Annotated in this window: 13 protein-coding genes and 1 pseudogene; 6 read left to right on the top strand and 8 right to left on the bottom strand. The window is 71.2% G+C overall.

Annotation, left to right across the window (positions count from 1 at the left end; genetic code table 11):
• Position 1 precedes the first annotated feature (1 nt).
• The 3 genes and pseudogenes from ACWC0C_RS27115 to ACWC0C_RS27125 all read right to left on the bottom strand — a co-directional run.
• Positions 2-1,465 carry an ATP-binding protein gene (locus ACWC0C_RS27115; RefSeq protein WP_450866434.1) on the bottom strand — a complete coding sequence of 488 codons (1,464 nt, stop codon included), beginning with the start codon at positions 1,463-1,465 and terminating at the stop codon, positions 2-4.
• Entirely contained in the window at positions 1,462-2,166 is a 705-nt protein-coding gene (locus tag ACWC0C_RS27120) for a response regulator transcription factor (protein ID WP_450866435.1), read from the bottom strand. Before ACWC0C_RS27120 ends, ACWC0C_RS27115 begins: the two co-directional genes overlap by 4 nt.
• Positions 2,167-2,187: 21 nt before the next feature.
• Positions 2,188-2,618, bottom strand: a pseudogene (locus tag ACWC0C_RS27125) (carbohydrate kinase family protein); the annotation flags it as partial.
• Positions 2,619-3,002: 384 nt separating this feature from the next.
• Between ACWC0C_RS27125 and ACWC0C_RS27130 the strand changes: the two are divergent.
• Positions 3,003-3,332 (top strand): hypothetical protein, encoded by a 330-nt coding sequence (locus ACWC0C_RS27130; RefSeq protein ID WP_450866437.1) that lies wholly within the window; start codon positions 3,003-3,005, stop codon positions 3,330-3,332.
• 191 nt (positions 3,333-3,523) lie between these two features.
• Here ACWC0C_RS27130 and ACWC0C_RS27135 read toward each other — a convergent pair whose 3' ends face one another.
• The 5 genes from ACWC0C_RS27135 to ACWC0C_RS27155 all read right to left on the bottom strand — a co-directional run bounded on the left by ACWC0C_RS27135 (position 3,524) and on the right by ACWC0C_RS27155 (position 8,917).
• The gene (locus ACWC0C_RS27135) at positions 3,524-5,212 is read right to left on the bottom strand and encodes a phosphoenolpyruvate--protein phosphotransferase (RefSeq protein ID WP_450866439.1); all 1,689 of its coding nucleotides are present in this window, start codon (positions 5,210-5,212) and stop codon (positions 3,524-3,526) included.
• Positions 5,209-5,871: a dihydroxyacetone kinase subunit DhaL gene (gene dhaL / locus ACWC0C_RS27140; protein WP_449194377.1), complete on the bottom strand. Its 663-nt coding sequence runs from the start codon at positions 5,869-5,871 to the stop codon at positions 5,209-5,211. Before dhaL ends, ACWC0C_RS27135 begins: the two co-directional genes overlap by 4 nt.
• Before the next feature lie 135 nt (positions 5,872-6,006).
• Positions 6,007-7,005: a dihydroxyacetone kinase subunit DhaK gene (dhaK, locus tag ACWC0C_RS27145; RefSeq protein ID WP_450866441.1), complete on the bottom strand. Its 999-nt coding sequence runs from the start codon at positions 7,003-7,005 to the stop codon at positions 6,007-6,009.
• The gene (locus tag ACWC0C_RS27150; protein ID WP_450866443.1) at positions 7,002-7,772 is read right to left on the bottom strand and encodes an MIP/aquaporin family protein; all 771 of its coding nucleotides are present in this window, start codon (positions 7,770-7,772) and stop codon (positions 7,002-7,004) included. The genes dhaK and ACWC0C_RS27150 overlap by 4 nt, the downstream gene beginning before the upstream one ends.
• 365 nt (positions 7,773-8,137) lie before the next feature.
• On the bottom strand, positions 8,138-8,917 hold the full coding sequence (locus ACWC0C_RS27155) for an IclR family transcriptional regulator (RefSeq protein WP_450866444.1): 780 nt from the start codon (positions 8,915-8,917) through the stop codon (positions 8,138-8,140).
• A gap of 61 nt (positions 8,918-8,978) precedes the next feature.
• Between ACWC0C_RS27155 and dhaM the strand changes: the two genes are divergently transcribed.
• The 5 genes from dhaM (at position 8,979) to ACWC0C_RS27180 (ending at position 14,103) form a co-directional block, all read left to right on the top strand.
• A complete protein-coding gene (dhaM, locus tag ACWC0C_RS27160; RefSeq protein ID WP_450866445.1) occupies positions 8,979-9,371 on the top strand; it encodes a dihydroxyacetone kinase phosphoryl donor subunit DhaM in 393 nt (130 codons plus the stop codon).
• Positions 9,355-9,654: an HPr family phosphocarrier protein gene (locus tag ACWC0C_RS27165; RefSeq protein WP_449194598.1), complete on the top strand. Its 300-nt coding sequence runs from the start codon at positions 9,355-9,357 to the stop codon at positions 9,652-9,654. The genes dhaM and ACWC0C_RS27165 overlap by 17 nt, the downstream gene beginning before the upstream one ends.
• A 374-nt stretch (positions 9,655-10,028) precedes the next feature.
• Positions 10,029-10,244 (top strand): DUF4177 domain-containing protein, encoded by a 216-nt coding sequence (locus ACWC0C_RS27170; protein WP_362115939.1) that lies wholly within the window; start codon positions 10,029-10,031, stop codon positions 10,242-10,244.
• Between the two features lie 73 nt (positions 10,245-10,317).
• A complete protein-coding gene (locus ACWC0C_RS27175) occupies positions 10,318-12,771 on the top strand; it encodes a SpoIIE family protein phosphatase (RefSeq protein WP_450866447.1) in 2,454 nt (817 codons plus the stop codon).
• A 195-nt stretch (positions 12,772-12,966) separates the two neighbouring features.
• Positions 12,967-14,103, top strand: a complete 1,137-nt coding sequence (locus ACWC0C_RS27180; RefSeq protein ID WP_450866449.1) for an ROK family protein — start codon at positions 12,967-12,969, stop codon at positions 14,101-14,103.
• Positions 14,104-14,180 lie beyond the last annotated feature (77 nt).

Genomic DNA, 14,180 nt, shown 5'->3' on the forward strand with positions numbered 1-14,180 from the left:
GCTAGGGAGCGTCTTTGGGGAAACTCTGTGACCGGTTCGTCCCGGCTGTGCCGATGAGCCAGTTCCGCCGGTCGGGAAGTCCGCCGCCGCCCGAGGGCAGCCTCACCTCGAAGCGGGCGCCGACGCCGTTCAGCCCGTCCGTCACCGTGACGCCGCCCCGGTGCAGTGCCGCCTGCTGGGCCACGAGCGTGAGACCGAGCCCGGAGCCCGCGCTGTCCGGGCCCCGCTGGAACCGCTCGAAGATCCGGCTCCGGGCGTCGGGCGGCACGCCGGGCCCGTGGTCGTCCACCGTGATCAGGACCTGGTCCGCCGCCCGGCGCACGCCCAGCCGGATCCATGCCCGGCCCCTCGTGTCCCGGCCGTGGGTCAGGGCGTTGCCGAGCAGGTTGTCCAGCAGCAGCCTGAGGCCCGGCTCCCAGCCGTGCACGGTGAGCCCGGGGGCGGCGTCCAGCGTGATCTCGGCGTCCGGGTCCCGGCGGCGTGCCTCGGCTGCGGCCGCGTCCGCCACGTCGGCGAGGTCGACATCGCGGAACGCCTCCGCCTCCACCAGGTCCCCGCGGCCCAGCTCACGCAGCATCACGAGCAGGCCGAGCAGCCGGGCGTGTTCGCGCCGCAGGTCGGCGAGGACCTCGGTGAGGTCGGCCGCGGGCAGGTCCGGGTGGTCGGCGAGGATGTCGAGGTTGGTGCCCATGCTCATCAGCGGGGTGCGCAGTTCGTGCGCCGCGGCGGCGGAGAAGGAGCGGGCGGTGTCCAGGGCCTCGGCGGTGCGGGCGGCCTGTTCGTCGTAGCGGGCGAGGACGGTCCGTAGGGTGGCGGCCAGCTCGTCGACCTCCCTCACCCCGGTGCGCCGGTCGTCGAGGCGGGCGCTGCTGGTGCGCGGGTCGAGGCCGGCGGTACGGCGGGTGAGGCGGCGCAGCGGGGCACTCGCGCCGCCGGCCAGGCCCCAGGCGAGCAGCCCGGACAGGGGCGCGGCGAGCAGCGCGCTGAGGATCACGCGCCGTCGCACGAGCCGGAGTTGGGTGCGGTCGGCGGTGTCGGTCGAGAAGACCCACAGCGTGCCGCTGACGGTGGTGCCCCGGATGGGGCGGGCCAGAGCCCGCCAGCTGCGGTTGCCGTCGCGGACGGTGACCGGTCCGGCGGCCCGCGTCGGAAGGGTCACGGCCGGGCCGGGCTGCGGACCGCCGCGGAAGTCCGCGTCCGGTCCGACGACGCGTACGCCGACGTCGAGGGCCGCGCTGAACAGCTTGCGTTCCCGGGTGTCGGCGGCCTGGGGCCGGCCGTTCTCCGTGGCCCGCAGCAGCGACCGGGCGTCCGGGGCGACGGCCACGGCCCGCTCGCGCAGATGCTGGTCCTCGGCACGGTGCAGATCACGGGCGACCAGGTGCAGCAACAGCCAGCCGGAGGCGAGGACCAGCAGCGGGACGGTGCAGCCGACGGCGAGGCCGATACGGGTGGAGAGTCTCACGGTGTGTCCCGGGCCTCCCTCAGCACGAAGCCGACTCCGCGCACGGTGTGGATCAGCCGGGGCCGTCCGTCCGCCTCGAGCTTGCGCCGCAGATAGCTGACGAACGTGTCGACGGCGTCGGTACGCACGTCGAAGTCGTAGCCCCACACGCGTTCCAGGAGCTGGTCGCGGGTGAGGACGAGTCCCGCGTTGCGGGCGAGCACCTCGAGGAGTTCGAACTCGCGACGGGTCAGATCCAGCGGACGACCCGCCCGCTCGGCGGTGCGCGCCCCCGGGTCGACGACCACGTCCGCCACCCGCAGCACCGCCCGGTCGGCGGGAGGCCGGCGGCGCAGCAACGCGTGCAGGCGCAACACCAGTTCCTGCAAGGCGAACGGCTTGACCAGGTAGTCGTCGCCGCCCGCCTGGAGTCCGGCGATACGGTCGGCGGTCTCGTCCAGGGCGGAGAGCATGAGCACGGGCAGGTCCCGGCCCGCGCCGCGGAGCCGGGTGCACACCTCGATGCCGCTCATGCCGGGCATCGACACGTCGAGCACCAGGACATCGGGCGGTGCCTGCTCGATCGCGGCGAGCGCCTCGGGTCCGTCGGCGGCGGTGTGCACCGCGAAGCCGTTCAGCCGCAGGCCGCGCTCCAGCGACCGCCGGATCGCCGCGTCGTCGTCGACGACCAGCACCGCACCGGGACACGCGGTGTCACTCATCCACCCTCCTCATCGCCCGGGTCAGCGTACGTCCCCGCCCAGGGGCGGCGGGAGCGGCCGTCCTCGCCGGACTTCGATCGTCCTCGCGTCGGGCAGCGGCCCGCGGTCCGCGGTCGCCCTGAGCGCGGACGACGCCGTGATGCGGCCGAGCCGCAGGGCATGCCGCAGGTCCCCGCCGTTCAGCAGACCGGCGAGGAACCCGGCGGCGAAGGCGTCGCCCGCGCCGACGGGTTATACGACATTCGTACGCAAGGCCGGTACCGTGCACGCGCCCTCGTCACCGAAGGCGGTGGCCGATCGGGCGCCGTCCTTGACGACGAGGATGTGCGGATGTCTCAACAGCCGCCGCACGTCGGTCGTTTCGAGGCCCGCACCTCCCAGGTCCTGGCCTCGTCGAGGCCGACGAACGCGATGCCGGCGCGGTCGGCGAGGTCGTGCGGAACGGTGGAGGCCGGAGCTGGAACGACTTCCCCTACCCCCACACCCTCCTGATCTCTAACGACAATCAGACCGCCCGCCACCCCGGGGCGAACTCGTCGACGCCACACGGGAGTTTCGTCGGTGCCCCGAGTTCAGCGCCGAATGGCCCACGCCCTCTCGGGCTCGCGGCGCGGCCACACGGGTGGTTCTGCGCGGAGCGCCTGCGCCCGCACTTGGCCTCGCAACGCCTTTACCGCACAAGGGACTTGGGCTGGCAGCCGGGGCCGACGCCCATGCTCGTTCATCAGACGATCCGGCGTGCCGACGAGCAGATATCGGACATTTGCAAATTAATCTCTCGTCACCTTATGACGTGGCGGATCGCGTACGCGGCCGCTTCAACGCTCGGAGAAGACATGCGCAAGTCTCGCAAGACCGCTATCGCGGCCGTCCTCCTCGGCACCGTCGGCTTCCTCGGCGCCGGCACCGCCTACGCCCACGGGCAGGGACACGGGCACGGACACGGGCACGGACACGGACACCACGGTCGAGAGAGCACGACGATCGTCGTCAGCCAGAGCACCACATGCACGACGGACGAAAAGAACGTCGACGTACAGGGCGAGTCCGGGTACGAGAACGGCCGGGCGGGCAACGTGTCCGGCGGCAAGGGCTCACCTGGCTCGCAGACCACCAACATCGGCTCGACGCAGGGGTGCAACAACACCGTCGTCTTCGGCAGGTAGCTCACACAGGCCCCGGCACCGAGCCACACGCCCGGCGCCGGGGCCCAGGGGGTTCTTCGGGCTCGCGCCCACGTGGAAGGGCCTCGCTGGAACGGATTCAGCACACATGAGGCGTAGGCGAGGGGCGTCCTACTGCTTGTCGGCCGCTTGTCGGCCGAGCGCGTGCCGTGACGGCGTGTCCGATCATGTCGTCAGGGCAGCGACGGCCGACAGCACTGCTCGACGAGTCGCCAGATCTCTTCGGGGGTTTCACGGGTCAGGGCCGCCGCGGCCAGGGAGACACAGGTGTCGTGGCGGAGCCGGCGGATGCGGGCGCGGACCTCGTCGAGGGCGGCGGGGCCGACCGAGAGACTGTCGCAGCCGAGTCCGATGAGGAGCGGTGTCACGAGGGGGTGTGCGGCGGCGTCGCCGCAGACGGAGACTTGACGATCGTGACGGTGCGCGGCGGTGACGACCCGTGAGATGGCGTCGAGTACGGCGGGGTGTGCCGCCATGGCGGGAGTGGCGTTCGGGTCGCGCCGGTCCAGGCCCAGGGTCTGGCAGGTGAGGTCGTTGCTGCCGATGGAGAAGAAGGAGGCTTCGCGGGCGAGGTCGTCGGCCGCGGCGACCGCTTCGGGGAGTTCCACCATGATGCCCAGGGGTGGCACCGGTACACCGGCTTCGGTGGCCGCTGTCTCGAGGAGGCGTCGGCAGGCGCGCAGTTCGTCGACGCTCGCGACCATGGGGATCATGATGCGCAGGTCGGTGTCGGCTCCGGCGCTCAGCAGGCTGCGGAACTGGTCGGCGAAGGCGTCGGGTTGGGCGAGCATGAGGGGCAGGCCGCGCCCGAGCCGCCCGTTCTCGCGGCCCTCTGCGAGGAACGGGGGCAGTTTGTCGTCGGCGAAGTCGAGGGTGCGGGCCGTGACCACCTGCCCGGCGAGCGCGCGCAGCACGGGGACGAGGTTGACCGCGTGCTGTTCGCGGGTCGGCCAGGCGGGATGGTTGAGGAAGGGCAGCTCGGTGCGGAGCAGGCCGACACCTTCCGCGCCCGTCGTCACGGCCGCGCGGGCCTCGGCCGCGGTGGCCACGTTGGCCCGCAGCACGATGCGGTGCTGGTCGAGTGTCTCGGCGGGCAGGTGACGCTCTTCGGCAAGGGCGAGCCTGCGCTCTCGGGCGGCCTCCATCACGTGCAGGGCCCTGGCACGTTCCTCGTCGCCGGGGTGGGCGACCGCGTTGGCCCGGTCGGCGTCGAGCAGGATCTCCTGCCCGTCCGGCAGTTCGAGCAGCTGGGGCGCGACGGCCAGGAGGAACGGGATGCCCAGCGAGCGGGCGACGATCGCGGCGTGCGAATTCGGGCCGCCGGTCACGGAGATGGCGGCGGTCACCGTCAGGCCGGGTTCCAGCAGGTCGGCGGCCCCGATCTCGTGGGCGACCAGGACGAGCGGCCGGTCGGGGGCGGGGCCGGTCTCGCCGTGGAGGTGGGCCAGGACGCGGCGGCCGACCTGCCGGACGTCCGCGGCGCGTTCGGCGAGGGTGGGATCGTCCAGGGCGGCGATGGTTCCGGCGTAGGCGTCGATGGCCTGGCGGACCGCAACGGATACCGGCTCGCCGTCGTTCGCCCTCTTGACTGCCTGGTCGCGCAGGTCCTGGTCCTGGGCGATGTAGCTGTTCACCTCCATGATGTCGGCCTGTTCGTCCTTGCCCTGTGCGCGCAGCGAGACGGACAGGTCGAGCAGGCGGGCGGCGACGGCGTCGAAGGCGTCCGTGATCTGCTGCGTGGGGTCGCCGCCGGCGCGATGAGGCAACGCCCTTCTGGTGAGTGGCCGGTCGGTGCGGTGGACGACACCGAGGGCTATACCGGGTGCGGCGGCATGCCCGGTGTAGATACGACGGTCGGTCATCGGGCCCCCAGCGACTCGGCGCGGGCCGCCAGCGTCTCGGCGAGGGCGCGGAAGACGAGGGCGGTGGAGGTGGCGCCCGGGTCCTGGTGGCCGATGCTGCGGGCGCCGAGGTAGGAGGCGCGGCCCTTGCGTGCCTGCATCGGGGTGGTGGCGCGCATGCCCTCTTCTGCGGCGTCGGCGGCGGCCTCGGCCGCGGCGGCCAAGTCGGCTCCGGCGTCGGCCTGTTGCTGGAAGGCGGCCAGGGCGGGGGCGTAGGCGTCGATCATGGTCTTGTCGCCGGGTGCGGCCGCACCGAGCTTCTCGATGCTCGCGAGGCCGGCGGCCAGCGCGGCGGCGACCTGCTGTGGGTCGGCGGTTGGGGTGTCCAGGGCCTTGCCGATGGCGCGGAAGGCGCCGCCGTAGAGCGGTCCGGAGGCGCCGCCGACGGTGGAGATGAGGGTGGTGCCGGTCTTGACCAGTACGGCCCCGACGGTGTCCGGCTCGTAGTCGGTCAGGGCGGTGACGGCGGCGGAGAAGCCGCGGTGCATGTTGGTGCCGTGGTCGGCGTCGCCGATGGCCGAGTCGAGCTGGGTGAGGTGGTCCTTGCGCTTGTCCACGGCCGCTGCGATGGCCTGCACCCACGTGCGGGCGAGGTCGGTGTCCACGGAGTCTCCGTTCATGGTCGGTAGGGGGCTGGGCAGAGGGTGGGGTGAGCCGGGGGCGGGGGAAGACGCGAGGGTGCGGTCCGGGCCGGCTGGCAGTGGGAAGGCTCCGGCCCGGTCCTCGCGTCGCGCGTGGCCCGCCCCCGGCTCGGTTCAGATGCCCCAGCGCAGGGCCGGAGTGTTCACGGGCGCGTCCCACAGGGACAGCATGTCGGCATCGGCCTTGCACACGGTGAGAGAAACGCCCGCCATGTCCAGGCTGGTCACGTAGTTGCCGACGAGGCTGCGGGCGACGACCACGCCCTTGTCCGCGAGGGCGGCGGCAACCTCGCCGAAGACCACGTACAGCTCGATGAGTGGTGTGCCGCCCAGGCCGTTGACCATGACGATGGTCTCGTCACCGGCAACGAGCGGCTGGTCGGCGAGGACCGCTTCCAGCGCCGTTGCCACGATGTCCTTGGCTGGTCCGAGCTTCTCGCGGCGGCGGCCGGGTTCGCCGTGGATGCCGACGCCGACCTCCATCTCGTCCTCGGGCAGGTCGAATCCGGGCTTGCCGGAGGCGGGCGTGGTGCAGGCGGTCAGCGCCACCGCGAACGACCGGGAGGCGGCGTTCACCCTCTTGGCCATCTCCGCCACGGCGGCGAGGTCGGCGCCCTGCTCGGCGAGCGCGCCGGCGATCTTCTCCACGAAGACGGTTGCCCCGGTGCCTCGGCGCCCGGCGGTCCAGGTGGAGTCCTGGACGGCGACGTCGTCGTCGACCAGGACGGTCTCCACGGTGACGCCTTCCTCGGCGGCCAGTTCGGCGGCCATCTGGAAGTTGAGGACGTCGCCGGTGTAGTTCTTCACGACGAACAGCACGCCCGCGCCGCCGTCGACGGCCTGGGCCGCGGCCAGCATCTGGCCGGGCACGGGCGAGGTGAACACCTCGCCGGGGCAGGCGGCGTCGAGCATGCCTCGGCCCACGAAGCCGCCGTGCAGGGGTTCGTGCCCGGATCCGCCGCCGGAGACGAGGGCGACCTTGCCCGGTTTGGTGCCCTCGGTGCGGGAGATCACCCTGTTCTCCGCGTCGATCTTCAGTTCGGGGTGGGCAGCGGCGATCCCGGACAGCGCTTCGGCCAGCACCGCTTCAGGGGCGTTGATGAACTTCTTCATGACAGGGCTCCTTCAGCGGCGGCGACCGGCTCGGCCGTCGCATCGGTGGCGGTGGTGGTGCCACGGCGGGCGTTCAGTGCGACGTACAGGACACCGGCGGCAACCGCGCCCACGACATCGGCAATCAGATAGACAGGCAGTTGGTTCCAGTGGACCGTGCCGTTGAAGACCTGGCCGATCAGCATGGGGCCAACGACTCGGGCGGGGTTGATCGCGGAGCTGGTGGCGGGTCCGACCACCATGATGATGGCGAACACCGCCAGACCGATGGCAAGTCCGGCGAAGCCACCGGCGGCGCGGTGGTCGATCGCACCGAAGACGACGAAGGCAAGGATGGCGGTGCCGAAGGCTTCGGCGAAGAAGGCCTGTCCGGCAGTGACCTGGGGGCCGTAAGAGGCGATGCCCAGACCGACGGTCACGGCCTGGTGGCCGAGCACCCCGATGATCGCCAGGGCTCCCAGGACCGCGCCGACGACCTGGGCGGCTATATAGCCGGGGGCCTCCCGCCAGGGCATCTTCTTCGTCGCGGCGAGCGCGAGGGTGATGGCCGGGTTGATCTGGCAGCCGGAGATGTGGCCGATCGCGTAGATCATCGCGATGACGACCGTGGCGAACGCCAGCGAGATCATGCCCAGGTCGGCGAAGGTGAACGGGGCCTTGCCGTTGACGATGAGTGTTGCGGGGACGGAACCGACGCCGATGAACACCAGCATCGCGGTGCCCAGCATCTCGGCCACAAGCTTCTGTGGGTAGGTGTTTTCTTCCATGGAAGGCGCCCAGCGCCGAGGGGCGGCTTGGGCGTCTCACCTCCTCCGCGGGGAGCGGGCTGTGAAGGTGGCCGCCAGCTTGATCAGGGTCGGGGCAGCCTGGCGGCCGCTCAGGGGGGAAGCCGGGCGGATTGAGCATCCGGGTGGCAGTACGTTCATCAACAGTGCGTTCATCATGGATGAACGTTGTTCCGGAAATTAAGGCCATGTTTCCGGCCTGTCAAGAGGTTCGGGGGCCCTCGCGTTCCGTTGACATGAAGTCGCGTTCCCGGGAGCAAGAAGACGGCCCCACGGCAGCATGCCGAGGGGCCTGGATCAAGGGGGCGACGGGGAGGACGACAGCCGCCACCGGGCTGCCGGGAAGATCAGGTCATCGTGGTGCGGGCGACCACCCCGCGGGGGGCGCCCAGGTCACGGGAGAGGTTTCGGGCGGTCTCCCGGACGGCGACCGCAAGCTCCTGACGTGCCGATTCAGCCAGCAGCCGCTCGACGGGACCGACAATGCCCAGAGCGCCGACCACCTCGCCGGAGCGATCGAAGACGGGAGAGGCGATGCCCGCGTCACCGATGGCGGATTCCTGGTCCTCGACGGCGTACCCCGTCCCGAGGACTTCCTTCAGCTGCCCCGCCAGCTTCTCCGGGGCGGTGATGCTGGCGCCGGTGAGCACCGCCGGTGCACCCGTGAGCAGCCGCTCACGCTCGCCGGCCGGAAGGAAGGCCACGATGGCCTTGCCCAGGGCACACGTGCTCCACGGGATGCTGGCACCCACCTCGAGGATCTGCACGGCTCCCTCAGGCCTGAAGGCGTGGTGCACCACCAGGACGTGGTCACCGGTGAGCACGGCCACCCAGACCGCCTCGTTCACCTGGTTCGCGAGCTGGTCCGCCCAGGTCAGCGAGCGGGTCCGCAGCTCCTGGGTGTCCAGGTAGGCGTTGCCAAGCTGCAGCAGGTCGGGCCCGAGCTGGTACTTCGAGCTGTCACGGTCCTGCACCACCAGCCCCTCGGCCTCCAGCGTGCGCAGCAGCGCATGCACGGTCGGCTTGGCCACACCCAGGCGGTCGGCCAACTCGGTCACTCCGAGCCGGGGCCCGGTGGACGCGAGCTCCCGCAGAATCTGCACCGCCCGCTGCACCGCCTGCACCATCGAAATTTTCTCCCCGGTTCACTATTGATGAACAGCGTTCCGACATCTACGGTACCTGTTCATGAGCGCATCTGTCGGCATCGTACTCGTGTCCCACAGCGCCGAGCTCGCCTCGGGCCTTCGCCTGCTGGTGGAGCAGATCGGCTCCGACACGGTCCCCCTCGCCACCGCCGGAGGCACCGACGACGGCCGCATCGGCACCAGCTACGACCTCGTCCTCGACGCCATCCGCAGCGTCGACCGGGGCGGGGGTGTCGTCGTCCTGCCAGACCTCGGCAGCTCCGTGCTGACCGCCCGCACCGTCCTGGAAGACCATCCCCGCCCCGACGTGCTGATCGTCGATGCGCCCTTCGTCGAAGGAGCCGTCGCAGCCGTCGTCACCGCCGCATCCGGTGCCGATCTGAAGACCGTCGCCGACGCCGCCAAGGAGGCCCGTCATGTCCACAAGCTCTGACTCCACCAGCACCAGCACCACGGCCGCGCCCAGGCACGAGACGGCCGTCGTCCTGCCCGCCAACCTCCACGCCCGACCCGCGGGCCAACTCGCCCGCGCCGCAGCCGGATTCACCAGTGCCATACAGCTGGAGTACACCGACCGGACGGTCAACCCGACCGGTGTCCTCGCCGTCATGGGCCTGGGGGCCACCGTCGGCAGTACCGTGACCGTCCGCGCCGTAGGCGACGACGCCGAACAAGCCGTCACGACGTTGGCCCAGATCCTCGCCGCCGCCGAGTAGCCCGGCGCCGCACGGCGGGACGACGCCGTCCACACGACGCGGAATATCCCGGGGTTGACCTTCCGTGGAACGACAGCCCCTCATCCCCCAGCGGTCCCGGTCGGGAAGGGACGGCCGGCTCCTCAACCCGTGCCCCGAACCCCGGCACGACCTCGAGGCGCTCGCCTGAGCGGTCATCGGCCGCACGGCATCGCGAGCGGCTGACACCGGGCGCGCAACGGCGCTGCGACAAGCGGAGGTTCCCGGCCCGCTGCGCACCCAGCGTCGCCGAGACCGCCCCACGCCACCTCCTTCTGCCGGCGGGTCCGAAGATGATTAGCTTGCCCCGGCCCTCGCGCCACCACCCGGCCCGGCAGTCTGGAGGACTCCGCCCCATGAGCAGCGGTTACACGTACGAGTACAAGGTCGTCACCTTCCGGGAGTCGCTGATCGGCGACGCGCTGGACAGCGACAAGCTGGAGAAGGTTCTGAACAAGCACGCCGAGGACGGCTGGGGTCTGAAGGCCATTACCTCCGCCGACGTGAAGGGCCGCATAGGCCCCGGAGCCGTGGAGGGACTGCTGCTGACCTTCGAGCGTCCGCGTCAGTAACGCCCCCGTGTGATGCCCCGGTCCGGAGACACGCCCGGGTCCATGTGAGACCGTGGTGTCAGTAAGCCCGCCTGTGGATGCGACCGACGCGATGGGTCTCAGGGAACTGGCCGACACGCACCGGGGCGATCCGTACGGCATCACCACTGCCGCCGTCGCTCTCGTGGACGTACACGGCCTGATCCGCTACTGGAGCCGACGGGCGGAGGATCTTCTCGGGTATGAGGCGTCCAGCGTGCTGGGGCAGCCCGCGGCCTCCCTCCTCACCAGTGAGTACGCGTCGGCGTCCGCGCTGTCCGCGGCGGAGCGGGTCGGGGAGGGCTGGGAGGGCCTGATCACCGCGCGGCACCGGTCGGGCCACCCGGTCGAGCTGGCCGTACAGGTGTGTCCGCTGCAGGCGGAGCTGGGCTCCGGCTGGCTCGCCGTGGCCTGTGACGCCTCCGACTCGCGCCGCTGGGAACTCGATCAGGCGGTGGTACGCGGCCTCCTGGAGGAGTCGCCGATCGGTATCGCCGTCCTCGACAGTGAGCTGCGCTTCCAGTGGGTGAACCCGGTGCTGGTCGCCATGGAGGGGCTGGCGGCCCACGTCGAGGGCCGCGGCACGGCCGAGCCCCTCGAACCGGGACGGGTGCCGTCGGCCGTGGACTGGCAGGCGCGCCAGGCGCTGATATCGGGCCGGGTCACACCGGCTGTGGAGCATGTGCCACCCCCGCAGGGCATGTCCCGCCGGAACGCGCAGGGCAACCTCAGGCTCCGCTCGTCGTTCCCGCTGAGGGACGTCGACGGCAAGACGCTCGGGGTGTGTCACACCGCGGTCGACTTCACCGCCCAGGACCGGGCACGCGAGCGGCTCGCCCTGGTCAACGAGGCGGCACAGCGTATAGGCACCACCCTGGACCTCGACCGCACGGTGCGGGAACTGGCCGAGGTCCTCGTGCCGCAGCTCGCCGACTTCGTGGCGATCGACCTCTTCCAGGGCGTCCTCGCGGCCGGGGACCTCACCCCGAGACCGGTCGCCGACGGCGCGCTCCAACGGGCGGCACACCTGTCGATCCGCGAGGAGCTGCCGGAGGCGATCGTTCCCATCGGGGAGCCGACCGGGTACCCGTCCAAGTCGCCGCAACAGCGTTGCCTGACGACAAGCCGGCCGATCCTCGATCCGGTGCTGGACCCGGCGACGTGGTGGCTGACCGATGATCAACAGCGCCTGTCCAAGCTCGTCGGTCTCGGTGTGCACACCCATCTCGTGGTGCCTCTTCGGGCGCGGGGCTCGACGATGGGAGTGGTCACGCTGCTGCGCTGGGAGAACCCAAGACCGTTCGACGAGGACGACCTGCTGCTCGTGGAGGAGCTGGTGGCGGGGGCCGCGGTGTGCGTGGACAACGCCCGGCGTTTCGTCCGCGAGCACAACGCGGCCCTCGCCCTCCAGACCAGTCTGCTTCCTCCTGATCTGCCCGAGCACTGCGCCGTCGACGTCGCCTACCGCTATCTGCCGACCGACGCCGAGGCCGGGGTGGGCGGCGACTGGTTCGACGTCATTCCGCTGTCCGGCGCCCGCGTCGCCCTGGTCGTGGGTGACGTCGTCGGGCACGGTATCCACGCCGCGGCCAGCATGGGCCGGCTGCGTGCGGCGGTGCAGACGCTCGCCGACATGGACCTGCCCCCCGACGAGCTTCTCGCCCACGTCGACGATCTCGTCCTGCGCCTGGCGGACGAGGCGGAAGCGGCCACGGACGGACCGGTGGTGGTCGGGGCGACCTGCGTCTACGCGGTCTACGACCCGATCTCGCGGAAACTCAGCGTGGCGCGCGCCGGACACCCCACTCCCGCCATCGCCCACCTCAGCGAGCCGGTCGAACTCCCCGACATCCCCGCGGGCCCCCCGCTGGGGCTGGGCGGTCTGCCCTTCGAGTCGGCCGAGATCGAACTGGAGGAGGGAAGCGTCGTGGCCCTCTACACCGACGGTCTGATCGAGGCCTCGGACCGCGATGTCGATGTCGGCTTCGAGCGGCTCTGCTTCGCCCTGGCCCACCCCGACCGGCCGCTGGAGGAGATCTGCGACACGATGGTCCGCATCCTGCTGCCGGGCCATCCGCACGACGACGTCGCCTTCCTCATCGCCCGGACCCGCGCCCTCGCCGCCGACCGCGTGACCTCCTGGGAGGTGCCCGCCGATCCCCGGGCAGTGCACGAGGCGCGTGACAACACCGCCCGGCAACTGGCCGCGTGGGGTCTGGAGGACGTCGCCTTCACCACCGAGCTGATCGTGAGCGAGCTGATCACCAACGCCATCACCCATGCCTGCGGGCCGATCGGCCTGCGTCTGATCCACGAGCGGACTCTCATCTGCGAGGTGTCGGACGCCAGCAACACCTCGCCCCATATGCGCCGTGCCCGCAGCACCGACGAGGGAGGGCGAGGTCTCTTCCTGGTCGCGCAGGTCGCCCAGCGCTGGGGCACGCGGTACACCGCCACGGGCAAGACCATCTGGGCGGAGCAGCAACTACCGCGCGGCGCCCCCCGCTGAGCGGCGTTCCCGGGATACCCAGGGGGAGTCGGCGGGCGCGGGTGTGGGGACCGGGCCGGGCCTGGTCTCACAGTCATGCGTCAACGCCTGGCTTCCGCTTGTGTTTGCAAGGTAATCCGTGGTCCAGCCATGCCCTTGAAAAGGACCATGCTTCTTTCATTGACAGCGAAAAAGAACCTCTCTAAGTTTCCGGCCATGACGCCGGCCACCTCCCTGGTCTTCACCACCCTGCTCTCCCACGGTCCGCTCACCCGGGCCGAGGTGGGTCGGCGGACCAAGCTGTCTCCGGCCGCCGTCACCAAGGCGGTCCGTCCGCTGATGGAGCTCGGCTATCTGGTCGAGGGCGTGGACGAAGAGGCGCGGCCCGCCGTGGGACGTCCGGCCAACCTGGTGCGGGTGGAGGGAGGCACGGCACTGTTCATCGGGATCAAGGTGACCGGCGACGAGATCATCGCCGTACTGGCCGATCTGTGTTGCCGAATCCGAGTGTCCCGGCACGTCCGGCTCGCGGGACGGGAGCCGGAGGCGGTGCTCCCCGCCGTCACCGCGCTGGTGCAGGAGTTGCTCACCGAGGCCGACGGATTCGGCGTGCAGGTGCGGGGGCTGGGCATCGCGATCTCGGGGGACGTGGACCGCACGGACGGTGTGGTCCGCTACTCGCCCTTCCTGGAGTGGCGGGACGTACCGCTCGCCGAGATCGCCGGGACCGCGACCGGGCTGCCGGTCACGGTCGACAACGACGTGCGGGCACTCACCGTCGCCGAGCACTGGTTCGGGGCCGGAGTGGGCCTCTCGGACTTCGCGCTGGTGACCGTGGGCGCCGGCATCGGCTGTGGCCTGGTCGTACACGGACAGGTGGTGTCCGGTGCGCACGGAGTCGCCGGCGAGATCGGGCATCTGTCCCTCGACCCTCTCGGACCGCTGTGCCACTGCGGCAACCGGGGATGCGTGGAGGCGATCGCGTCCGACCCCGCGATACTCCGCGCGGTGCGTGCGGCCACGGGCAGGCAGGTGACCGATGCGGCCGAGGCGCTGGACCTGGCCCACGACACGGACCCCGCTGTCCGAGGGGTCTACGCACGAGCCGGCGAAGCCATCGGCAAGGCCATCGGCTTCCTGGTGAACATCCTCGGTCCCGAACGGGTGATCATCTCCGGGGAGGGCCTGGCCGCCTACGACCTGGTCGCCGAGGGCATCCGGGACGCGTTCGCCACGGCCGCCTTCGGTACGGCATCGCAGTGCGACGTGATCACACGTCCCCTGCCCTTCGAGGAGTGGGCGCGCGGGGCCGCGGCCACCGCCATCCAGTCCTTCATGGGATCGGGCATGTAAATCGCGCAGGTAAGAGGAGTGGTGATGACGCTGCAGAGCCGCAGCACACGGACCGCCGCGGGAGCCAGGCGCCGAAC

The sequence above is a fragment of the Streptomyces sp. NPDC001709 genome, from assembly GCF_053596375.1.